Source organism: Calothrix sp. CCY 0018 (assembly GCF_963920925.1).
In the GTDB taxonomy this organism is placed as follows: Bacteria; Cyanobacteriota; Cyanobacteriia; order Cyanobacteriales; family Nostocaceae; genus Rivularia.
Map to the genome: position 1 here is coordinate 56669 of NZ_CAWUDI010000006.1, position 22108 is coordinate 78776.

General features: G+C 37.7%; 20 protein-coding genes and 2 pseudogenes. 16 read left to right on the forward strand and 6 right to left on the reverse strand.

Going from position 1 to position 22108, the window contains the following annotated elements:
* Positions 1-1027: 1027 nt before the first annotated feature.
* From ACM03V_RS06090 to ACM03V_RS06105, 4 genes and pseudogenes are all read left to right on the forward strand, one after another.
* Positions 1028-1258: pseudogene (locus tag ACM03V_RS06090) on the forward strand (sensor histidine kinase); the annotation flags it as partial.
* Between the two features lie 116 nt (positions 1259-1374).
* On the forward strand, positions 1375-1851 hold the full coding sequence (locus ACM03V_RS06095) for a hypothetical protein (protein ID WP_414619866.1): 477 nt from the start codon (positions 1375-1377) through the stop codon (positions 1849-1851).
* Positions 1852-1971: 120 nt separating this feature from the next.
* A complete protein-coding gene (locus ACM03V_RS06100) occupies positions 1972-3195 on the forward strand; it encodes a sulfite exporter TauE/SafE family protein (protein ID WP_414619867.1) in 1224 nt (407 codons plus the stop codon).
* 81 nt (positions 3196-3276) lie between these two features.
* Positions 3277-3846, forward strand: coding sequence for a hypothetical protein (locus ACM03V_RS06105; protein WP_414619868.1), 570 nt, complete (start codon positions 3277-3279; stop codon positions 3844-3846).
* 53 nt (positions 3847-3899) lie between these two features.
* Here ACM03V_RS06105 and galE read toward each other — a convergent pair whose 3' ends face one another.
* A complete protein-coding gene (galE, locus tag ACM03V_RS06110; RefSeq protein WP_414619869.1) occupies positions 3900-4901 on the reverse strand; it encodes a UDP-glucose 4-epimerase GalE in 1002 nt (333 codons plus the stop codon).
* A gap of 251 nt (positions 4902-5152) precedes the next feature.
* On the opposite strand from galE, the gene ACM03V_RS06115 reads away from it, so the two are divergent.
* Both ACM03V_RS06115 and ACM03V_RS06120 read left to right on the forward strand, forming a co-directional pair.
* Positions 5153-5839, forward strand: coding sequence for a hypothetical protein (locus ACM03V_RS06115; protein WP_414619870.1), 687 nt, complete (start codon positions 5153-5155; stop codon positions 5837-5839).
* Positions 5840-6205: 366 nt separating this feature from the next.
* On the forward strand, positions 6206-7954 hold the full coding sequence (locus tag ACM03V_RS06120) for an ABC transporter ATP-binding protein (protein WP_414619871.1): 1749 nt from the start codon (positions 6206-6208) through the stop codon (positions 7952-7954).
* 152 nt (positions 7955-8106) lie between these two features.
* Here ACM03V_RS06120 and ACM03V_RS06125 read toward each other — a convergent pair whose 3' ends face one another.
* Positions 8107-8769 carry a sugar transferase gene (locus ACM03V_RS06125; protein WP_414619872.1) on the reverse strand — a complete coding sequence of 221 codons (663 nt, stop codon included), beginning with the start codon at positions 8767-8769 and terminating at the stop codon, positions 8107-8109.
* Between the two features lie 670 nt (positions 8770-9439).
* Here ACM03V_RS06125 and ACM03V_RS06130 point away from each other — a divergent pair.
* The gene (locus tag ACM03V_RS06130; protein WP_414619873.1) at positions 9440-9745 is read left to right on the forward strand and encodes a hypothetical protein; all 306 of its coding nucleotides are present in this window, start codon (positions 9440-9442) and stop codon (positions 9743-9745) included.
* A gap of 223 nt (positions 9746-9968) precedes the next feature.
* Here the strand turns inward: ACM03V_RS06130 and surE are convergent, their stop codons facing one another.
* From surE to ACM03V_RS06145, 3 genes are all read right to left on the reverse strand, one after another.
* On the reverse strand, positions 9969-10691 hold the full coding sequence (surE, locus tag ACM03V_RS06135; protein ID WP_414619874.1) for a 5'/3'-nucleotidase SurE: 723 nt from the start codon (positions 10689-10691) through the stop codon (positions 9969-9971).
* A gap of 375 nt (positions 10692-11066) precedes the next feature.
* Positions 11067-11558, reverse strand: coding sequence for an orange carotenoid protein N-terminal domain-containing protein (locus ACM03V_RS06140; RefSeq protein WP_414619875.1), 492 nt, complete (start codon positions 11556-11558; stop codon positions 11067-11069).
* Positions 11559-11877: 319 nt separating this feature from the next.
* Positions 11878-12294, reverse strand: coding sequence for a DUF6335 family protein (locus ACM03V_RS06145; RefSeq protein ID WP_414619876.1), 417 nt, complete (start codon positions 12292-12294; stop codon positions 11878-11880).
* A gap of 431 nt (positions 12295-12725) precedes the next feature.
* Between ACM03V_RS06145 and ACM03V_RS06150 the strand changes: the two genes are divergently transcribed.
* The 6 genes and pseudogenes from ACM03V_RS06150 (at position 12726) to ACM03V_RS06175 (ending at position 17394) form a co-directional block, all read left to right on the forward strand.
* The gene (locus ACM03V_RS06150; RefSeq protein WP_414619877.1) at positions 12726-13127 is read left to right on the forward strand and encodes a DUF2267 domain-containing protein; all 402 of its coding nucleotides are present in this window, start codon (positions 12726-12728) and stop codon (positions 13125-13127) included.
* 36 nt (positions 13128-13163) lie between these two features.
* Complete coding sequence (locus ACM03V_RS06155; RefSeq protein WP_414619878.1) at positions 13164-14255, forward strand: DJ-1/PfpI/YhbO family deglycase/protease; 1092 nt, start codon at positions 13164-13166, stop codon at positions 14253-14255.
* 92 nt (positions 14256-14347) lie between these two features.
* Positions 14348-14830: pseudogene (locus ACM03V_RS06160) on the forward strand (SRPBCC family protein); the annotation flags it as partial.
* Between the two features lie 137 nt (positions 14831-14967).
* Entirely contained in the window at positions 14968-15351 is a 384-nt protein-coding gene (locus ACM03V_RS06165) for a hypothetical protein (RefSeq protein WP_414619879.1), read from the forward strand.
* Between the two features lie 425 nt (positions 15352-15776).
* Positions 15777-16946: a zinc-dependent alcohol dehydrogenase gene (locus tag ACM03V_RS06170; RefSeq protein WP_414619880.1), complete on the forward strand. Its 1170-nt coding sequence runs from the start codon at positions 15777-15779 to the stop codon at positions 16944-16946.
* Positions 16947-17052: 106 nt separating this feature from the next.
* Positions 17053-17394, forward strand: a complete 342-nt coding sequence (locus ACM03V_RS06175) for a cupin domain-containing protein (protein ID WP_414619881.1) — start codon at positions 17053-17055, stop codon at positions 17392-17394.
* A 121-nt stretch (positions 17395-17515) separates the two neighbouring features.
* Here ACM03V_RS06175 and ACM03V_RS06180 read toward each other — a convergent pair whose 3' ends face one another.
* Positions 17516-19009 carry a tetratricopeptide repeat protein gene (locus ACM03V_RS06180; protein ID WP_414619882.1) on the reverse strand — a complete coding sequence of 498 codons (1494 nt, stop codon included), beginning with the start codon at positions 19007-19009 and terminating at the stop codon, positions 17516-17518.
* A 661-nt stretch (positions 19010-19670) separates the two neighbouring features.
* Between ACM03V_RS06180 and ACM03V_RS06185 the strand changes: the two genes are divergently transcribed.
* The 3 genes from ACM03V_RS06185 to ACM03V_RS06195 all read left to right on the forward strand — a co-directional run bounded on the left by ACM03V_RS06185 (position 19671) and on the right by ACM03V_RS06195 (position 22088).
* Complete coding sequence (locus tag ACM03V_RS06185; RefSeq protein WP_414619883.1) at positions 19671-21098, forward strand: sodium/proline symporter; 1428 nt, start codon at positions 19671-19673, stop codon at positions 21096-21098.
* Between the two features lie 156 nt (positions 21099-21254).
* Positions 21255-21620, forward strand: a complete 366-nt coding sequence (locus tag ACM03V_RS06190; protein ID WP_414619884.1) for a papain fold toxin domain-containing protein — start codon at positions 21255-21257, stop codon at positions 21618-21620.
* Between the two features lie 24 nt (positions 21621-21644).
* The gene (locus ACM03V_RS06195) at positions 21645-22088 is read left to right on the forward strand and encodes a hypothetical protein (RefSeq protein WP_414619885.1); all 444 of its coding nucleotides are present in this window, start codon (positions 21645-21647) and stop codon (positions 22086-22088) included.
* Positions 22089-22108 lie beyond the last annotated feature (20 nt).

The following is a 22108-nucleotide window of genomic DNA, read 5'->3' on the forward strand; positions in this document are numbered from 1 at the left end:
ATAGATGTTAATAAAAATATAAACCGTTATAAAGAGGTCAAAAACAACACTGTCATCTAGCACACATTTCTTCAACAGTGATGAATATTTGCGAATGTCATTGTCCACTCGTATCGTCGTCATTTTAGATAGCCAAGGAGTATCGTTTATGAATAAGACTGAATCCGCCGTTTTTGTCAGTTATTTGTTAATGACTTGCTATTTTTTCATTAACTGGCTGAGATTTACTCTTCGTAATCCAAGTTCCTCTCCAGAAGACAAATTTTTGTCGTTTGTGATGTTTATAATGTCAACTATCTTTTGGCCGATAATAATTCCTATGTCTTGTGTAAAGATATTTAAAACCAAAAAGTTTGAATTTAGCGTTGTCGCTCCCGTGATTGTTGCAGTTTCCGCATTTAGCCTTGCGTATTATATGGCATAGCTGTTTGCTCGCAACGTTCGTAGCATTTGAGGAAAGCTCCTTACACCTATAATTGCAGTCAAAACACAAGTTAAGTTCTACGAGTGTATAGTCTTGAGAACAGGTAATTTTATTTTTATGTATAAAATCTGTCTCTATATACTTATGCAATATGAACTATTAATATAATTATTGATTGTCACATTCATTAAGTTATCGGAGCGTGCATATAGTTTTTAGATTCACAACTTTTAACATCATTTCGGTAGTTTTCTAATTAACCTTTTTTCTACCGTCACAAAATAATTAACTGTTTAAATTTACCGGATTATTGAGTAGTTCGTCCCTTCAGACAAACTACTCAATTTTTTTTTTGGTTATAGCCGTACAAAGGGATGCTTAATTTTTGGCAAAAGTGCTTAAATACTTACTATATAAAGGTTATTGCGCTCCATTACTAAGATTCAGAAACTAATGCGATCGTTTTCCTACTACTTAGTCCCTCTTAAACGACTATTTAGCTGACAAATAATCTAATTTCTATCGAACAAAACGCATATGAAGCGATACAAGCAGAACTTTTTACGCTGCGTAATTGTATTGCTAATTTACAAATCAACTGCAAGCAACCATATAAAAATAAGTATTTCTGATAACGGTATTGGTATTCCGATCAAAAATAAATCGAAACTATTTGACTTATTTTTCACTACCAAAGAAGTTGGAAAAGGAACGGGATTGGGTTTATCTATCAGCTACCAAATCATGGTAGAAAAACATCGCGGTAAACTTTATTGTAATTCAACACCAGGAAAGGGTACGGAATTTGTAATCGAAATTCCGATGGTTCAGTAAAAGGGAATAGGGAATAGGGATCTATTTCCTCACTACGACAACTTGTCTTTTGACATTTTAATCAAAAACACTTACTTTTAAGGGTTGAAACGGGTAATTTTTGACTTTTTTTTGCTATGAAAGCTCAACACTTTTTTGTCGCGGCGGCTACATTGATTTCCGTAATGGCGATCGCGAAAGGTGCGACTATGACTGTAGCTGAGATGGGAAGCGGACATGGCGAACACAAACATGGAACAATGGAAGTCCCTCAAGGGCAAGCAATTCCAACTGTTGATGTAGTGCTACGTAAAGATGTTAAGAAAGGGTGGAATCTGGAAGCGAAAGTAACTAACTTTGAATTTGCACCCGAAAAAGTGAACCAAGCACCAGAAGCTGGAGAAGGGCACGCTCATATTTTTGTGAACGGTAAAAAAATTACCAGACTGTATAGTTCTTGGTATTATCTCGAAAATCTCGAACCCGGTGAAAACAAGATTAAAGTAACTTTGAATGCTAACAATCATGCTGATTGGGCTAGCAACGGTAAAGTTATTGCAGATACAGCAGTGGTTAATGTTTCAGAAGCAGTAAATAAAAATCAGCAGCAATAATTCATAGTTTGTAGTGAGGATTTTAATCCTCAGATAAAGGACTAAACGAATTACTACGAACCTAACTATAAATCTATTTTTAATAAAAACTTTTTTATAATCCAAAATCCAAAATCTAAAATGTTACTCGATCTTTTCCTAATTGCAGCTTTGGGATTTCTTGGTAGTTTTGGTCATTGTGTAGGAATGTGTGGCCCTTTGACTGTAGCTTTTTCCTTATCTTCCCAAAGTAAAAATACTCATTGGTGGCAACAATCCAAGTTCCATATTTTGCTTAATTTCGGACGAATTCTCAGTTATGGCTTGGTTGGTGCTGCCATTGGAGCTATAGGTTCGATATTAGTAGAAGGAGGTCAATTAGCGGGTGTTGGTAGCGAATTACGTCAGTGGATAGCAATTATTACTGGTTTAATGTTGATTTTATTTGGACTTAGACAAATTAATCCGAACTTTTTACCCAAAATTCCATTTTTACACCCGTTATTACAAGGTGGTTTACACGATCGCTTGAATGCGGGAATGTCAAAACTATCATTGCAAAACACGTGGTATACACCAGCATTTTTAGGGATGACTTGGGGTTTAATGCCTTGTGGTTTCCTGTATACCGCTCAAATCAAAGCTGCTCAAACGGGGAATATGTGGATGGGTGCAGCTACAATGCTAGCTTTTGGTTTGGGAACCTTTCCGATGATGTTGGGTGTGGGAGTCTCTGCATCCTTAATTAGTAAAGATAGGCGATCGCAATTATTTCGTTTGGGTGGCTGGGTAACTCTGGCAATAGGCTCCATTACCCTGCTACGAACTGGCGACACAATGGTAGACTACACCGGACACGCTGGTTTAATACTGCTGATGTTAGCCTTGATAGCTCGTCCCATCAGTGGTTTATGGGCAGCACCAATGCGTTATCGTCGCGCTTTAGGGGTTGGTGCTTTCGTCGTTTCTTTAGCCCACACCGCTCATATGATGGAACATTCATTAGGCTGGAAGCTAAATAGTTTTTTCTTCTTACCATCAGAATTTCAATTAGGAATGGCTTTTGGTGCAGTAGCGTTAATTTTAATGGCTCCTGCTGCTTTAACTAGTTTTGATTACTTACAAAAATCTTTAGGCAAATATTGGCGGCTAATTCATTTATTAAGCGTTCCAGCTTTAATATTAAGTGCAATTCATGCCTTAATTATTGGTTCCAATTATCTTGGTTCCGTGCAATCAACTCTTCTAAGCAAAATAGCCCCAGTGATTTTAGTAATTGTCACTCTCGGAATATTATTACTCAGAAACCGCCTTTTTTGGTCAGCATTAGGTTTGCGAAGATTTTATGTTTCCAGCAAGCAGTGAGCAGTGAGCAGTGAGCAGTTATCAGTTATCAGTAGAAATTTCACCCATCTTCCCCCTCTACTCCCAACCATGTCCCAAATTATGAATCTTCCATCATTACTAATTCCTCGGGCTTCCGCACACAAGATAGAAACTGCTGAAGATGTGGGGGCTACTTTGCATATTGAACCAGACGATACACCCCGCGCTGGAGAAGCTGCACAAACTTGGTTTGCTTTAACTCGTAAGGGAGGTAAGATAATTCCTCTTAAAGAGTGCAATTGTAGCTTGAGTGTTTACAGCGAACCACGTACAGCAGAAGCAAAGCCTCTTGTTCAACCGAGTTTGCAACCTATATCAGCCGAACGCTATCAAGGTATTCCGGGAGCAGAGATTACATTCCCCAAACCCGGAGCTTATCAATTAGAGCTTTCCGGTAAACCTGCAAATGATGCTAAATTCAAACCATTTGAATTAAAGTTTGATGTTACTGTAGCTGCTGGAACGAAGAAAGCTACAACAAATCAACAAGAAACACAGACTGCACAAGAAGTACAAAATGTCAATCTAAATCAAACCGAAGAACAAGCTTTTCCCTTGCCATTTTGGGCTATAGGTTTGGGAATTGTTGTACTTATAGGTGGAATTTTCGCCGTAGTGCGAAAAGGTTAAAGGTTAAAGGTTAAAATTCCCCTTGTCCCCCCATCACCCCATCCCCCCATGTCCTAACTCCCGTGTCGTTTCTGATGCCATTCCCAAGCGTGAGTCATGATATCTTTGATAGATGTATATTGTGGTTGCCAGCCTAGTATTTTTCGGGCTTTTTCTGCACTTCCGATCAGGGCTGGGGGATCTCCTGGACGGCGATCGCACTCTACTGCTTTAATATCTTTACCAGTAATAAGTCTTGCTGCTTCAATTATTTCTTTGACGGAAAAGCCGTTACCGTTACCTAAATTAAAAAAGGTGCTATCACCACCTTTGAGCAGATATTCTAAGCCTAATACGTGAGCGTCTGCTAAGTCGCTAACGTGAATGTAGTCGCGAACGCAAGTACCGTCCAAAGTGGGGTAATCGGTGCCGAAAATCGAAATTGACTCGCGTTTTCCTAAAGCTGTTTGCAACACTAAAGGAATTAAATGAGTTTCGGGATTGTGATCTTCTCCTAAATTACCTTCAGGATCTGCACCTGCTGCATTAAAGTATCGAAAACGTACCGATTTAAAATCGTATGCTTCGCTAAAATCTGAAAGTATCCGCTCCACCATTAATTTAGTTGCACCGTAGGGATTGATCGGATTTTGGGGATGATCTTCCGGTATCGGTACTGTTTCTGGGACTCCGTATGTTGCACAAGTTGAAGAAAATACAAATTTCTTAACGGATGCAGCGAGCATTGCTTCTAATAGGGTTATTGTACCGATTACATTATTACGATAATATTTTGCTGGGTCTGAAACCGATTCTCCTACATAAGCGTAGGCAGAAAAATGCATTACTGCTGCGATGTTACGGGATTTGAATAATTTATCTAATAAATCGCGATCGCCAGTATCTCCCTCGATAAGTTCGACTTTAAGAACTTGTTCCACTAAGTCACGGTGTCCGTAAACTAAATTATCAAGAATCAAAACGGAATAACCAGCTTGTTTCAAAGCTAATACGGTGTGCGAGCCAATATACCCGGCTCCCCCGGTAACTAAAATAGTATTTTGTTCGGAAGACATAAAATTTCCCTTGAATTTGACAGTTACATCATTAATTTAATTTAATGCCAGCGAGATTACTTATCTTCTAGATTACAAATACTAAACAATATTAATAAAAATTGCACTAAAATCACTACGAAGGTAGTTTTGGCGTGTAGGGTGTGAGGTATTTGAAGTCAAGCAATGGTACTACTACCATTTGACAGTAGAATAAATCAAACTCAGAGCCATATAGGATTGAGAGTACAGAAACATTTGAGAGTAAATTTATGTTTGAACTGCTAAGCCGAGTACTTCTATGGCTACTTATAGGTACTATTGTATTTAGCCTATTTCAGAAATTCTACCCAAGCGGAAACTTTGTCGGACGATTGGTAGTTGTAGTTTTTCTGATTATTTTGTTATTGTCGTTTGTTAATCCCAACGAACCTGCTATTGCTTCTTTATGGAGAGTAGTATCCTTTCCTTTGAAGCCTTTAGGAGCATCAATTTTACTGATGACTTTTGCCGCTCAAAGAATGAAAAGTGGAGCTATAGACAAGCCAGGAGGAATGTTAGTTGGTTGGGCACTAACGATATTATTGTTAGCAAGTACACCAGCTGTGGCCTATTTCTTGATTCAATCGCCTGTTGCACGGGTAGGTTATCCTGATGTCGCTTTACTTGAATCGAAATCTGCAACCCTTGTTGCATTTGCAGATGAAACAAATGTAGCTAATATGTCAGATATAATTAGCGATACTGTTACACCTCAATTAAATCTAGGTGAAACAACATTAGCATTTAACCCCAGCAGTATAAATATTCCGCCTTATCTTTTACAAAGACCAGATACTATTCGTCGTCGGGGCTTACGTTTAGAAGACTTTGTACCGAGTGCAGAAACTCTGCTATTAACTACAAGAGTTTGGGAAAGTTACTTGAATCAAGTCAATTCTTTCTTACGCCCTCGATAGAACTATCTATATAGATAGCAAAATAGCAAAAAAATATACTAGGGTGTGGTAAGTGCCGTACTCTAGTTTTTGTTTAGCAGTTATCAGCTAGTATTCCGCCACATAAGTTTTGCGAGGTAAATTAAAGGTTCGTAGTAATGGCAAAGCCCTTAATTAGAGGATTGAAGTCCTCACTACAAACCCCTCGTAATTAATTTGTCATGGAAGCGAGACGCTCCCTTATTCTCAAAAGAAAATAGAAAGTTCGATTTGGTTCCTTACGACAAACGAGTAAAAATTATTCATTGATAATTGTTCATTGATAACTGATAATTGAAGATCCGCACCTTGCGGTGAACGGGTGAAAATTGATAATTAATTGCTCGAATGTCAAAATCACGACGCTTTGTCAAACTTCTTGCTTATCTGCGCCCTCACTGGCGACCAACAGCTTTAGGTATTATCGCTTTACTCGTTGTTAATGGGTTGGGGGCTTACATACCCTTATTAATTCGAGATTGCGTTGATAAACTTTCGCAAAACTTCGATTACGGACAAATAATCCGCTACTCCATAATTATTGTTGCACTCAGTTCTTCAATGTGGCTGATCCGGATGGCTTCTCGTATCTGGATATTTGGTGTGGGAAGACAGGTAGAATTTGACCTTAAACAGCAGATTTTTGAACATTTGCTGAAACTGGAGCCTTCTTATTTTGCTACTAATAAAGCTGGAGATTTAATTAGCCGTGCTACGAGTGATGTTGATAATATTCGACGGTTATTAGGGTTTGTAGTCTTGAGCTTTGCAAATACTATGTTTGCTTATGCATTAACTTTACCGATCATGTTTTCTCTCAATCTGGAACTAGCCGGATTAGCATTAATACCTTATCCGATCATGTTCTTTATGGTATTGCTATTTAGCGAGCGTCTCCGCAATCAGCAAACTTCAGTACAGGAAAATCTTTCGGATATCAGTAACCTGATTCAAGAAGATATTAGCGGTATTTCCTTAATAAAAATTTACGCTCAAGAAGATAACGAACGTCGCGCTTTTGCTAGACAAAATCACCAGCTATTAAAAGCTAACTTAAAATTAGCGCAAACGCGAAATACTTTGTTTCCTTTAATTGGCGGATTGGCTAATATCAGTACGTTGATAATTATCTGGATCGGAGCAGGTAGAATTGGTTCGAGTTTGGAGGTGGGTGATTTTGTAGCTTTATTGTTATATATTGAGCGCCTGATATTTCCTACAGCTTTACTGGGATTTACTATTACTGCTTATCAACGTGGTGAAGTTAGCGTCGATCGCGTTGAATCAATTTTCAGCGTCGAACCCAAAATTAAAGATTACAGTAATTCAATTCAACTGTCGCGAGAGCAAATTAAAGGAGAATTAACCGCTAAAAACCTCACATTTACTTATCCAGGAGCAGAAACTCCCGCGTTAGACAATGTTAATTTTAATATTACTCCAGGAGAAACAATCGCCATAGTAGGCGCTATCGGTTCGGGTAAATCAACCTTAGCTAATTGTTTACCGCGTTTATTAGATGTTGATAAAGGAGAATTATTTTTAGATGGAACGGATATTACAGAAATCGCTTTAACTGACTTACGGGATGCGATCGCTTACGTTCCCCAAGACAGCTTTCTTTTTAGTACTACAATTAAAAATAATATCCGTTATGGCGATCCTTTAGCAGAACAGCAAGAAGTTAAAACTGCTGCCGAATTATCGCAAATTAGTTCCGAAATAGCTAATTTTCCCAAACAATATGACACTTTAGTCGGCGAACGCGGAATTACACTTTCTGGCGGTCAAAGACAGCGTACAGCTTTAGCTAGAGCCATGTTGGTTGATGCTCCGGTACTGATTTTAGATGATGCACTTTCTAGCGTCGATAATCAAACTGCCACACAAATCTTAAAAAATCTTTCGAGCGGAACCAAACGTAAAACAGTTGTTTTCATTACCCATCAATTATCTGCTGCTGCTGCTGCCGACCGAATTTTTGTCATGGAAAAAGGTAAAATCGTTCAAACTGGTACTCAAATAGAACTTTTACAAGAACCCGGACTTTACAGAGATTTATGGAGTCAGCATCAGGTAGAAGAGTTGCTGCATTAGCAGTTAGCAGTGAGCAGTTAGCAGTTAGCGGGTTATTTTGATTTAATACTAACTATCAGCCGAAGCATAAAAATGTTGGGCTACGACGCTTTAGTAAATTATTGACTGATGATTAAATCCGCACCTGCGTCTAACCCAATCTACTAACTGACTTAAAAAGCTCCTATACGGGCAAAAATTACATAAATTGTTTTAAAAATTAACGATAGATCGTAGAATTGATGCCATTTTGTTTGATATTGCAAGTCTAGCTCGAATACTTGCTCGAAATCTTTAATGTGAGAACGTCCGTTTACTTGCCATTCTCCTGTCAAGCCGGGTTTGACGTGCAAACGTTGCCAGTGATGCTCCGAGTAACGGCTTACCTCATCACCTGTGGGGGGACGAGTTCCAACCAAACTCATTTCACCTACAAAAACGTTCCAAAACTGAGGAAGTTCGTCTAAACTCGTGCTTCTCAGAAAACGTCCTACCTTTGTAACCCGAAAATCATTCTTACTTTTAAAAAAGTGTCCGTTAGCTTCATTTTGTACCTTCGATTTTAATTGTTCCGCATCCGAAACCATTGAACGAAATTTACGAATGCGAAATGTACGTCCGTAAAGTCCATACCTTTCCTGTGCAAAAAAAATCGGACCGGGACTATCTATTTTGATGGCGATCGCGATCGGCAAAAATACAATCGCTAAAACCACAAAACCCACCATACTTCCTAAAATATCTAGAAAACGTTTAAATCTAGAATTTACTGAGGGATGAGGGGCAATTAGTGAAACCCAACTGTTAGAACCTGCACCTTTAACAATACTTATCATCGGTAATTGGAACGCAACCAAACTAAGTTTTAAGCGAGAAACGTATTCTTACGTAACAATACCTTGAATATAGACTTAGCTTTATGCGATCGAAAGTCTGCCCCCGTATATTTGCTGAATCTTCATTTATTTCATCAGAATAATCATTATTTATAAACTTTCGGTAAAGAATAATAATTCTCTCTTAAGATAGATGCATAAAAATTATTATGGCGAGTTAATCACCCGTGATGTTAAATTTTGCTACCTAGTTAATGCGTAAGCCTTGATGATTGTTTGATATATAGAATCTGTTTTACGTATCAAGTAGAACTTAGTCATTTAATTATTGATTTAGCGAATACTTTGGTTGTATGGTAAGGCTTATAATCTACAGAAAAATAATAACAATGCGGTCAAAAAGTAGTTTACGTGTAAGAGGTGATACAATTCCTCAAACATCTATAGTCGAGCCATTTGGATGAATATTTAATACATTAGCCGCTCATAAAAGGGAATTAATTATTCCTTGTCAACTCCCTTTATGTGCATTTCATTCAATGTTTTGGGAAACATGATTAATAGCATCCCTTTTAAGTGTAGTTACATAGGTACTACAAAATATTTCCATTGTGGTTAGGGATGAACGACAGCTCCACAGTGGTGCTATCTCAAAATTAAGGTGCTAAAAATGGTTATAACTGGAATAGACAAAGTAAAAGTAGGACGTTTAGAGTCGATAGTTGAGCAAATTGGCGAAGCCGTACTGGCTACTACTGAGACAATAGAACGTCTTTCCGATAGAGTCGATAATTTAAGCGTACAAGTAGAAGAGCAGGGAAAGCAGATACAGCAGCAAGGTTATCAAATCTTGGCATTGTGCGATGCCGTGCAAACTCTTGCAGAAGGGCAAGACAATTCCCTGCAAAGACTTACTCAATTAACGCAAACCCTAAACCGTTTGATGATAGTTTTGGAAACGGAAGATGAAGAGTAATCAGCGATCAATTATCAATATTAGCGTTAGCGTTAGCGTGTCCGTTAGGACATAGCGTGACGCGGTAGCGTCATACAATTATCAATGAACAATTAAGTCGTTATGCTTTGTTAAATGCAAATCATCCTGCTTCGGAATTAAGCTGATAAGGAACGCTGCACCAATAAATATTTTTCTTATAACTACTTATAATTCACACCCGACGGGTGATGATTGATAATTGTTAACTGTTAATTGTCAATTGAGTTACGGCTATTTTTCCTGAAAAGCATATATCAACATCGCTACCGGGGGTTCTCTCTCGACTGGCATATTCGCCTACGTAATAAAATTTATCGCCTTCGGTACGATAATTCACTGGCAGAGGTTTGTTACAAGGACGACAAAAAATGACTTCGGGTTCCGCTGCTTCTGGTGGAAGATGGGGTAAATTAACATTCCAAAAATTTCCTGATGGTAACGGACGATTAAATAAGTCAGCTAGAAGTTTAGCCGTCCATTTCGTTGATTTATCCCAGTTGAATTCCAAACCTGGTTTCTTGTATTGAGAAATTGCGATTCCTTGAATACCGTGCATTGCAGCTTCTCTAACCGCAGCTACAGTACCGGAAATATAAGAATCAACTCCCATGTTTCCTCCAGCGTTAATTCCCGAAAGTACCCATTTAATTTCGGGGCTAATATGGGAAATTGAAAGACGAACGCAATCTGCGGGAGTACCTGCGATCGCGTAGGCATTATCGGAGCGACGCTGTAATGTTAAGGGAGTGGAGGTAGTAACTTGATGTCCGCAACCGGATAAATGTCCTTGAGGAGCGGCGATAATAACTTTAGATAAAATTGTAGATAAAATATCAGATGAAATTGCTGATTTTTCTACAGCATTGAGCAAAGCTTGAATACCTGGAGCATCAATACCGTCGTCGTTGGTTAAAATCAAACTCATAGAAATTATTAGTCCTGTTTCTTATTACTTTCTTGTTAATTGGAAGAATACAACAGCTATTCCGATTTTCAAGCATATCTGATAATTAGTTAATTTTGATATGAATTATAAAAAGCCCCCCTTTGTAAAGGGGGGTTGGGGGGATCTAAGTTTGTGGAATAAGCGGGTTTTTCGTTCTTCTTACATAGAGTAAAATAGATAAAAGTTACATCAAATCTGATTCATTACTTTGACTAAAATAGTTTTGTTCAGCACTATATATTAATAAAGACGTAGCAGTGCTACGTCTCTACAGGATTAATATGTATCGCTATTAAGGTGATGTATCAACCTTACAAAGAATAAAAACTGTTCAAAAAAGAAAATTCAAAATTATTAAACTTCACTACCCTGTTTGGGTTCTGCACCCATTGGGGCTACATAATCGCGGAAAAGACTCATTTGTACGCCAAAATCTAAGGGCTTGATTTTATCCATTATTTCTTTCGATTGAGAAGACATTTCGTAGCCAGCAGGCATGGGGATAATAGTATTAGCATCCATACCTTGAGCTAAACGATACCAAAATAGCAGCTTGGTTGTATCGCTCATTGAACCGTATTCGCGGGTATGTAGGGTGTCGGCTTTATTAATTAAATCCCGTTGTAATTGTAATTGTTCTTCGTGAGATAATTCTTTAACTTGATTGAATAAACCATCAGCAATTGCTGGAGAAACGGTACTAGCTCCAGGTGCGGCAGGTGTAATTGAATCACCCATTTCTTTGTAGATGAAATAGAACAAAGCAAGCTGCTCATCTACACCTAATTTTTGAATTGATTGAACTATTTCGCGAACTTTAGGGTCGTTAGTTTGTGTAGCTTCCATAATTTACTCCGATTGCAATAAAGTTATTTATCTATTAATTTCAACCGTATCAAAGTAACCTTGAGTATTTAACCCTACTGAAGACAGATGTATTGATATCGCAAAGAGTATTTATTCAATAAATAATTTCAACCAAGCGAGGTTTTCAAAAAGTGCAATTGTTTGAGATGAATTTTTTAATTTGTTTGTAGTAAGGGATTTAGCCTTATATATATCAAAGGATTTAAGCCCTTACTACGAACAATCAGAAACCCGGCTTTTCAATAAAAAAACCGGGTTTATTAATTCTTAGAAAGAATAAGCTAATTTCTATAATTTTTTACTTGGGGTGATTTCGATAATCTTCGGATGATTTAGGATCTAATTCCCAGCGCTCATCATCCCGTCTATCTAAAATATCGTTTGTTTGCAGGGGTTGTTTATCATCCATTTCCAAACCAACTGCTTTTCCTAATTCTTCCGTCACATTTTTATCGGGAGTCGTAACGGTTCCACCAACTGCTTCATCACCAACAGCGTTTGCACCTTGCCAATAGGCATCAACATCACCCCCGGTTAATTCCGGGCTTGTTGCATTATGCTCATGTAACTGCTCTTCTATTTCTCTTCCACCAATATTCATTCCCGGCTGTTGGCTAACTCCGGTTCCGTATGACTCAGTTATTTCTTGAGGTAAATCGCTAGCTTCAGCTTCGTTATTGATATTTTGCTCCTTTTTATTTTTAGGTTCGCTCATTTGACTTTTAATAATGGTGCTTTATCACGATAGCTCAATACTTTAAAATATTTCTCTTCCAAAAGAACTATAACTAAAGTTGTAAAAGAATATCTCCCTTACGAACGAAGTGAAATAGGTAATGGACGCATATCGTTGTAAATAATAATCCACATAAAAGCAACCTCACAGAATTAACTTAAGCTATGAGTCAACATCTAGTCGTTATTTCTAAAGAATATCTTTAATGTTGATTCATCGCTTTTTATTTGAGTCATAGGTAATAGGGAGTAACAATCGGTAAAAGTCCAAAAAAGCTCAAGACAAGAAATAAATAAAATAATTTCGATTATTAATAGCAACATTTTAATTATAGATAAATAGCAATTAATTAAGATAAAAACTCTATAAAGGTGTTGAATTAAGTTGAAAATAAATAGGAGATATTTTGCATGAAGTACGACGAATTTATCAAACACGTCCAAAGCGTTGCTCAAGTTGATTCTCGCGAAAAAGGAGAAGCTGCAATTAAGGCGACATTAGAAGTTGTTAAAGAGCGAATTGTTGGCGATGAAGCTAAAGATTTAGCCGCACAATTACCAGAAGAAATCGCTCAATATTTGCGCGGACGTGAAGGTGAAAACGGTCAGCATTTTAAAGTTAAAGAATTTATCGAGCGGGTTAGTAAAAAAGAAGGTGTAGAACCCAACGATGCAGTAATGCATATCCGCGCTGTTTTTACAGTTCTGCAAAATGCGGTGTCACCTGGCGAATTCGCTAGTTTTAAACATAATTTTTCTGATGATTTTGGAGAAGTTTTCCCTAGCTTATCTGAAAGCGAAGCCTCTGCATAATTTGAAAAATATAGTTGAAATTTACAAAGGAAAAACATGGTATCTACAAATAGTCACTCTACAGCAAAGAAAGTTGCAATTCTAATTGAAAATGGTGTAGAAGATTCAGAATTTCAAGTTCCTTATAAAGCTTTAAAGCAAGCAGGAATGGAAGTTTCTGTTTTGGGTTCTCGGATGAACGAAGCCTATAAAGGTAAAAAAGGTAAAGTTTCGCACGTTGCTGATGGAACTACTACCGAAGCAATGGCAAGCGATTTTGATGCGGTAGTTATTCCCGGAGGAATGGCTCCCGATAAAATGCGTCGCAATCCTAATACCGTGCGTTTCGTACAAGAAGCCATGAGTCAAGGTAAGCTAGTTGCTGCGGTATGTCACGGGCCACAATTATTGATTGAAGGTGATTTATTAAAAGGTAAAAAAGCTACTGGTTTCAGCGCTATTCGTAAAGATATGATTAACGCTGGTGCTAATTATGAAGATAAGCCTTTGGTGGTAGATGGTAACTTAATTACTTCTCGTCAACCTGGGGATTTACCAATTTTTTGTACGGCGATTTTAAGCCGTTTGGGTTACGGCGGAAAAGAAGTTGATTTACCCACCGGAGACGATCCTAATGCTGAATGGTGGAAAATCGCAGATGCTTGGGGTGGTTCTCATAAAAGCGATATTGTCAATGGTTTGAATACCGTTTTAGCTGGAGAGCGTTATTCTCACGAAGCTTTAGGAAAGTATGCAGGAAAAGTATCAGATGCGTCTGTAAAATCTCTGTTTCAAGAGATGATTGCAAGTAAAGAAGTTCACACCCGTAAATTAGAAGCGCGGTTGGATCAACTTGGTGAAAAACCTTCTTTGAAAACAAAGATTGCTGAAGGTTATGCCAAAGTAAAAAATGCAATCAAGGGTAGCGATGATATCCATCAAATTCGCTGCGCTTTGGGCGATTTGCAAACAGCAGTAAACGATGTCGGTAGTATGATGGCTGCATTTACCGATCCGGTAACAACTGAAATTTTTACCGAAATTCAAAAAGATTTGATGGCTCACGAACAGCGTTTGGTAGAGCTTTATAGAGCAAAAATGGGTGGTGAATTGAAACCAGCTAAACCTACAACGAGTACTGCTGTTTAGTCAGTTAACAGTAAGCAGTGAACAGTTATCAATTATCAATAAATAGCTATGCAGATAATTGATAACTGATAATTGAAAATTGATTAAAAAAAATGAGTCAAACCATAAAAGTTGAAAAGACGGTAACAATAAATAAACCACTGGATGAACTTTATAATTTTTGGCATAATTTTGAAAATTTGCCTCAATTCATGAATCATCTGAAGTTGGTTAAGGTAGTCGATCCAGAGCGTTCGCATTGGGTTGCAAAAGCTCCTTTGGGTACGAGTGTTGAATGGGATGCTGATATTATTGAAGATCGAAAAAACGAGTTTATTTCTTGGTCTTCGGTGAAGGATGCGGATATCGAAAATTCTGGTTTTGTTCGCTTTAAAAAAGCTCCTGGTAATCGCGGAACGGAAGTAGAAGTAGTCATCGTGTATCAACCACCGGGTGGTAAAATTGGTGCTGCAATTGCCAAACTTTTTGGTGAAGAACCGAAGCAGCAAATTGGCGATGATTTGAACCGTTTTAAAATGCTGATGGAAACGGGTGAAATTGCAACTACTGAAGGACAACCGAAGGGTAGTTCGTAGTTACAGTAGATTTTGTTTTATTATGTAAAATTGAATGGGCAAACATGGCTATTATACAATATTTACAATCTAACAAACTAGTGTAATTAGACAAGGGTCAAGCTTAAATAATTTGAAGTAAAAAATACAGGTGTATCATGAAAAGATTAGTGAAAAAATTGGTTTATTGGTTTCAAAATTTGATTAATAAGAGAACTGATGCAGTTGTCTTAATTGGATTGAGTTTAATTTTTGTATCGGTTTTTAGTTATCCAAACATAGCAGAAGCTAAACCACTAACACCAGAAGCAACAAGTAGATATCAGGTTCCGGATGCAGATTCTCGAATTGATATTGACGATGAAAAACCAGTGAAAAGTCTTAAAGATGCTAAAGATACTATCGTAGAAAAGCTAAACCTTAACGAACCATTACCTGAAAGCACTAAGGATTTCCTTCGTTCAACAGAAGACAGAATTGAAGATACAGTTGAGCCAATAACTGGTACGAAAAAGCCATATTATTCAGAGCAAAGTAGATAGTTTAGTAAATGTAATCTATATTTACCCGGCGGTTGAAACCGCACGCCACTTGCTTCAAGTCGGGGAACCCGCCCAACGCACTGGCTTAGCTACACAAGCAAAACCCCTCCGGGTTCACTAGTACCGCTTGGCGGAAGTAAGAAGTAAGAAGTAAGAAGTAAGAAGTTTGATTTTCTAAGCTTTTCAGCCATTTTTAATGGTTGCCTTATTTAAGCCGTGGTGTACTAGTTTGGCGGGAACGCCACTTTGCTCAACGGGGGGAACCCCCGCACGCAAGTGGCTCCGGAAACCGACACCGCCAACTAGATTCACCACCTGCGTGGGTTAATTTATTAAGTCCATGCAGGTTGCTATAAATCCTAATTCCCTAACAACTAACAACTATCAACTATCAACTAACAACTAATCACTAACTACTAACTATAATGAAAGCTGTTTGCTGGAATGGTGCTAATGATGTACGGGTAGAAACTGTACCCGATCCTAAAATTATCAATCCCCGCGATGCAATCGTTAAAATCACTTCTACGGCGATATGTGGTTCCGATTTGCATCTTTACGATGGATATATCCCCACCATGAAAAAGGGAGATATCCTCGGACATGAATTTATGGGGGAAGTTGTCGAACTCGGTAGCGCGGTTAAGAATGTTAATGTTGGCGATCGCGTTGTAGTTCCGTTTACGATTGCTTGCGGTGGCTGCTTTTTCTGCAATCGCGATTTATGGTCTTTGTGCGATAATTCCAACCCCAATGCTTGGATAGCTGAAAAATTAATGGGACATTCCCCATCAGGTTTATTTGGCTATTCTCATATGTTAGGAGGATATGCTGGCGGTCAAGCAGAATATGCTAGAGTACCTTTTGCCGATGTTGGCTTGCTCAAAGTCCCCGATGGTTTAAAAGACGAGCAGGTATTATTTTTAACAGATATTTTCCCTACCGGCTACATGGCAGCGGAAAATTGCGACATTCAACCGGGTGATATTGTCGCTGTTTGGGGTTGCGGTCCCGTCGGACAATTCGCCATCAGAAGCGCTTATATGCTCGGTGCCGAACAAGTTATCGCTATAGATCGTATTCCCGAACGTTTAAAAATGGCGGAAGAATTCGGTAAGGCGAAAGTTTTTAACTATACAGAAGTAGACGTAGGCGAAGCCCTCAAAGAAATGACCGGAGGTAGAGGCCCCGATGCTTGTATAGATGCTGTGGGAATGGAAGCCCACGGTACCGATTTTATGGGTTTATTCGACCAGGTAAAGCAAGCAGTACGTTTAGAATCCGATCGGCCAACTGCTTTACGGGAAGTGATTGTAGCTTGTCGTAAAGGTGGTAACGTTTCAGTTCCCGGTGTTTACGGTGGGTTTATAGATAAATTTCCGATGGGTGCGGCGATGAACAAAGGGTTAACTATAAAAACTGGACAAACCCACGTTCATAAATACTTAAAACCTTTACTCGAACATATTCAAAACGGCGATATCGATCCATCTTTTGTAATCACCCATCAATTACCTTTGGAACAAGCACCTAAAGGTTACGAAATTTTCAAGCAGAAGCAAGAAAACTGTATTAAAGTTGTGCTTAAACCGTAATTGAATTTTTGCAGGGCTTAGTTAGAGCTTCGTAGTAAGAACTTTAGTTCTTAGTTAAAAGGGAAGACAGTCCTTACTACAAACTAAAAAACAATAAGGAAATAAAATGAGCGATACAACCGTTAAAAAAGTAGATTCAGCTAATTCTCCAACAGGAGAAATGGGACAGAAATATTTAGCTTCCGGTAAAACCGTTTCTATGCGTTTATGGGAAAACGAACAACCCAACGAACCAAAAGAAGCAGCATCAAGAGAATATGAAACCGTAGGTTATGTAATTAAAGGTAGTGCAGAATTACATTTAGAAGGTCAAAAAGTTGTATTAGAAGCTGGTGATTCTTGGGTAGTACCAAAAGGGGCTTCTCATACTTACAAAATCTTAGAATCATTCACCGCCGTTGAAGCAACAAGTCCCCCCGCAGAAGTTCACGAAAGGGATAAAGCCTAGTTCGATTTTAGATTTTAACAACGGATGCTTTTGTTTTGGATTTTGGATTAGGGAGTTAGGAATTAGGAATTAGGAGTTACCCCCATCTCCCCATCTCCCCATCTCCCCATCTCCCCTCTCCCTACTCCCTCTTAGCCCACACCTTTTTATAATCTTCCATCGCTCCGGTGTAATCTTTTAATTTAGAGCGAGCATTCCCCCGGCTGATATAAGCTTTATCGTTGCTGGGATTTACCGTCAAAGCTTTGGTGTAGTATTCAATCGCTTTATCGTAATTTTTTAGTTTGGCACAAGTGTTACCCAATCCTATATAAGCTTTTTCACTTTTAGGATTTATGCGTAAGGTTTGGGTGTAATCCTCAATTGCTTCACCATATTTTTTCAAATGATAATTAGCATTGCCGCGATTTAAATAAATTGCGGCATTGTTACTATTTGAACTATTTGATTTCAAAGCAAGAGTATAGTTTTCTACTGCTTTGTTATAGTCTTGATTTTTATAATAATCGTTGCCTAGACTGATATAATCTTGTGGATTTTGAGGAGGAGATGATAAAACTTCAGATCCTACAGAAATAGCTCGATGGTATTCGCTACTAAGTTCGGAACTAACAATATTAGAATCAACGGTAACTGTATGTTCGGATGTAATTGATGAAGCGTCAATAGAATCCAAAGTTATTCTTTGATGGTTATCTTCACCAGTCGGAAGAAGCAATCCCGAATTATTGTTATTGTTATTAATATAGTCGGGATTAATGCTCATAGCTTTTGTATAATCCGCTGTGGCTCCATTGTAATCTCCTAGTTGGGAACGGATAAGCCCCCGACTGTATCTAGCTTCTGCGTGGTTGGGGTTGTATTGCAGGTATTGATTCAAATCTGCAATTGCACCTTGATAGTCTCCTAACTTGTGAAGGGCTAATCCTCTTTGATAATAAGCTTTAATTCCATTGGGCTTTAACTGTAAATACTGGCTAAAATCTAAAGCAGCTGCTTCATAATCGCCTTTTTGGATTTTATCTAATCCCCGACGATAAATAACTTCGATAAACTCCTGCTGACGACGCATTTCTGCTTCTTGCTGCTGTCGCTGCATGACGTTACGAGATACGGTAATAACGTTACGTCGCATTTCTAACTGTGCTATTACCTGATTGCTTAATGCTCTTAATCCTTCTTGTTGTTCTAAACTTAAATCTCGCGGTACTGTATCAACTACACATAAGGTTCCGATCGCATATCCTTCTGGTGTAATCAAAGGTGCGCCGGCATAAAATCGAATCTCAGGTGCTTGGGCAACCAAGGGATTATTCGCAAATCTAGAGTCGTTCAAAGCATTACGAACTACCAATGGTTGCTGCTGCATGATGGTGTAAGCGCAGAAAGCTACATCCCTGGGAGTGCAGTCTACATCTACACCAACCTTTGACTTAAACCACTGGCGATCGCCATCGACAAAACTAATCAGCGCAATGGGAGTACGACAAACTTGTGCGGCTAAAAATGTAAAGTCATCAAATACTTTTTCTGGAGCAGTATCGAGTATTTGATATTGACGGAGTGCTGCTAATCTTGCTAGCTCGTTCGACGGTATTGGTGGCTGTAAGTCCATTATTATATATTTGTGAAAAGTACTTTTAGAGAATCTGGATTAGCCTCCGAGTATAAATCCGGGGGCTTAAAACTACGAAGTAAAATCAAAAATAAAAACATCCGTTGTTAAAATCTAAAATTTTTTATTTGATTGCTATCGAGTGCAAAATATTTCGATAGTCTCTAAGTCATAACAATATTTTTAAGAAGTTGTAAAGTATTTCGTATTATATATTTATGTACACTTCTCGCTAGTTTACACGTAAATTTAAAGTAACCTTTTTTAACATTAAAATACTGCCTGTTTTGATTGTTAGCTTGATATATAATACTTATATTATATCTGCTTCCACCTACTGAATGTTATTTCTATAACATGAAGAATTTACCTATTTTTTTAAATTTATTGACTAATTATCCATTTTCGACTGCATTGATCGTTTTGGTTTAATCATTTTATATTTTTTTTAGATATAAATTTTGTATAATCTGCTCCTCTGCTCCAAATAAACATTTATTTACATATTGCCGTTCCAAAAATAAAAGACATTTCACGAATCATCATTGTTCCTAACTTAAACAAAAAGTTAAAAGTCAAATATGAATCTGAATCTCATGCCTGCCTTGCTAAAAACCCAAATCATGGAAAATAATAAATATTTTAACTATCTACTAACATAATGGCAGATCAAATTTGGATTGCGATTACTTTCATTGGTTTTATGCTTTTGTTTACCGCAGTAGGAATTTATTCGGCAACTAAAAAGCAAAATGATACTACCGATTACCTTCTGGCTGGAAGAAGTGTAAATCCTTGGTTTACAGCACTCTCAGCAATGTCTACAGGACAAAGCGGTTTCTTATTTTTGGGTCAAGTTGGTTATGCTTATGAAACAGGAATTTCCTCAATTTGGCTAAGTATTGGTTGGGCGATCGGAGACTATGTTGCTTGGTGGCTTTTTTTTAAAAGATTAAGAGAAATTTCTGAAGAAACCCAAACAGAGACAGTTTCGGGTTTTCTCGGTCAAAATACTAACGGTGCCCGACTGATTACCGTTATTTCAGCTTTAATTACCATAGCTTTTCTTAGTGCCTACGCAGCCGCACAACTTGTAGCAGGAAGCAAAGCCCTCAGTGCAGTTTTTAACTGGGATTATAGTATAGGTATTATCATCGGAACCATAATTGTTGTTCTCTACTGTTTTTCTGGGGGTATCCGCGCCTCAATTTGGACAGATTCAATACAGGCAATAATTATGATTGTTTCGTTGCTGTTACTGTTAGTTATTTCAATTATAAAATGCGGCGGTTTCAATGGAGTTTTGACGCAGCTAGCCGAAATAGATCCAGCCTTAGTAAATTTGAGTCCAGCAAATTTACCATTAGGTTTCATACCCTTCTTTATCGGTTGGGCTGTGGCTGGATTTGGCGTAGTAGGGCAACCTCACATCATGGTTCGTGCAATGGCTATTGACAATGCGCGTAACGTTGCCAAAGCTCGCAACATCAAAATAACCGCCGGTACTATTGCCGCATTCACTTCCCTTGGTGTCGGTTTAACAGCAAGAGTGCTACTACCTGAATTATTAACCACGGATCAAGAATTAGCCTTACCTTTATTATCGTTAGAATTATTACCAGTCGCTTTAGTAGGATTAATGTTAGCAGGAATATTTTCTGCAACAATGTCCACAGCAGATTCACAGATACTTTCATGTTCGGCAGCCCTTACTCAAGATGTCTTTCCTGAATTTGCTCATTCTTATAAAATAGTCAAATTAGGAACCCTAACCGTTACCGCAATGGTATTTGTAATTGCCTTATTTGGCAGCCAAAGCGTATTTTTCCTAGTTACTTTTGCATGGTCAGCTTTAGCTTCAGCATTAGGTCCGTTGTTTATAGTACGGGTATTACAGCTACCTATTAACAGAATAGTTGCTGTTGCAATGATGATAGTTGGAATATCAACCGCAATAATATGGGGCACAAACCCCGAATTAAAAAAGCTAGTTTACGAAGTACTTCCAGGAATGGCTGCGGGAATATTAGTTTATTTGATAGCTTGGTTTTTCATTAAAGGTGATATGAAAGCAGCGATTAGGAAGTAGGAATGGCGAGTTAGGAGTTAATAGTTTTGAGTTTTGAATTAAGGTTTTAAATCTTGAATTGGTTATTATTTCATTTAATTAAATATACGTTTAATCAATAACAAATCATGCATTAATTATTGATTAAATGTGCGATTTTTGTATAGGGGTGTGTGGGTGAGTTCTCTATCAAATGAAGAAATTTATCGGGAAATTGGTAAGATAACAGCAACTTATGAATTGCTCGAATGCTACGAATGCGTTGAAGCAATAGTTAATTGGTTAAAAGAAAACGGTGTCAAAGGTCAAATTGTTAGAATTCAAACATCTGAAGGTGAAGATTATATAATGAGTAAACGTCTAGAGTATCTAAATATAAACGAGTCTATCACGCTTAATGGAACGCATTACGGAGTAGAAATTAAAAGTAAAATATTTGATAATCTTTCGACAAACGGATTGACCAAAGAAGAATGGTTTAATGATTTCATTTGTCCTAGTGGAGATTTTGTAATTACCAATATTGATATCATATCAAAGTGAACTAATAAATATACGTGAGTTAAAATGAGTAAATTTTTTGAAATACTAGAAAAAATTAGAGTCCGTCCTGGAATGTATATAGGTCGTGCATCTGTAAGTGATTTATTTCATTTTCTGGTAGGCTTTAAAACCGCATTAAGAGAATTAGACATTAAGTCAACAGAGGACGAAATAGATTTTCATCGAGAGTTTCAGCCTTGGCTTCAAAAAAGATATCATGTTTCAACATCTAATTCCTGGGCAAAGATAATTATGCTTTATTGTGGAAGCGAAAAAGAAGGTCTTGATTCTTTCTATAAATTATTAGATGAATTTAAAAATCGGGATAAAAGTTTAAATAAAGACTTGACAATTTCCCCTAATGCTAAATTATTTATGGAATCACAAAACGAAGCAATTATGGAATCAAACAACGATTATTCCCAACAGGAGCAAACAAGTAAAGTAAAGTATAAATCCGACTTTTGAAACATTTTCCAAAATCTAAA

Coding starts and splice junctions, on each gene's coding strand:
- surE (WP_414619874.1), bottom strand. CDS start 10,691: ATGAGTTTGATTTTAACCAACGACGACGGTATTGATGCTCCAGGTATT.
- ACM03V_RS06155 (WP_414619878.1), top strand. CDS start 13,164: ATGGTATCTACAAATAGTCACTCTACAGCAAAGAAAGTTGCAATTCTA.
- ACM03V_RS06115 (WP_414619870.1), top strand. CDS start 5,153: ATGTTTGAACTGCTAAGCCGAGTACTTCTATGGCTACTTATAGGTACT.
- ACM03V_RS06100 (WP_414619867.1), top strand. CDS start 1,972: ATGTTACTCGATCTTTTCCTAATTGCAGCTTTGGGATTTCTTGGTAGT.
- ACM03V_RS06180 (WP_414619882.1), bottom strand. CDS start 19,009: ATGGACTTACAGCCACCAATACCGTCGAACGAGCTAGCAAGATTAGCA.
- ACM03V_RS06195 (WP_414619885.1), top strand. CDS start 21,645: ATGAGTAAATTTTTTGAAATACTAGAAAAAATTAGAGTCCGTCCTGGA.
- ACM03V_RS06170 (WP_414619880.1), top strand. CDS start 15,777: ATGAAAGCTGTTTGCTGGAATGGTGCTAATGATGTACGGGTAGAAACT.
- ACM03V_RS06175 (WP_414619881.1), top strand. CDS start 17,053: ATGAGCGATACAACCGTTAAAAAAGTAGATTCAGCTAATTCTCCAACA.
- ACM03V_RS06140 (WP_414619875.1), bottom strand. CDS start 11,558: ATGGAAGCTACACAAACTAACGACCCTAAAGTTCGCGAAATAGTTCAA.
- ACM03V_RS06185 (WP_414619883.1), top strand. CDS start 19,671: ATGGCAGATCAAATTTGGATTGCGATTACTTTCATTGGTTTTATGCTT.
- ACM03V_RS06125 (WP_414619872.1), bottom strand. CDS start 8,769: ATGATAAGTATTGTTAAAGGTGCAGGTTCTAACAGTTGGGTTTCACTA.
- ACM03V_RS06165 (WP_414619879.1), top strand. CDS start 14,968: ATGAAAAGATTAGTGAAAAAATTGGTTTATTGGTTTCAAAATTTGATT.
- ACM03V_RS06150 (WP_414619877.1), top strand. CDS start 12,726: ATGAAGTACGACGAATTTATCAAACACGTCCAAAGCGTTGCTCAAGTT.
- ACM03V_RS06095 (WP_414619866.1), top strand. CDS start 1,375: ATGAAAGCTCAACACTTTTTTGTCGCGGCGGCTACATTGATTTCCGTA.
- galE (WP_414619869.1), bottom strand. CDS start 4,901: ATGTCTTCCGAACAAAATACTATTTTAGTTACCGGGGGAGCCGGGTAT.
- ACM03V_RS06130 (WP_414619873.1), top strand. CDS start 9,440: ATGGTTATAACTGGAATAGACAAAGTAAAAGTAGGACGTTTAGAGTCG.
- ACM03V_RS06105 (WP_414619868.1), top strand. CDS start 3,277: ATGAATCTTCCATCATTACTAATTCCTCGGGCTTCCGCACACAAGATA.
- ACM03V_RS06145 (WP_414619876.1), bottom strand. CDS start 12,294: ATGAGCGAACCTAAAAATAAAAAGGAGCAAAATATCAATAACGAAGCT.
- ACM03V_RS06120 (WP_414619871.1), top strand. CDS start 6,206: ATGTCAAAATCACGACGCTTTGTCAAACTTCTTGCTTATCTGCGCCCT.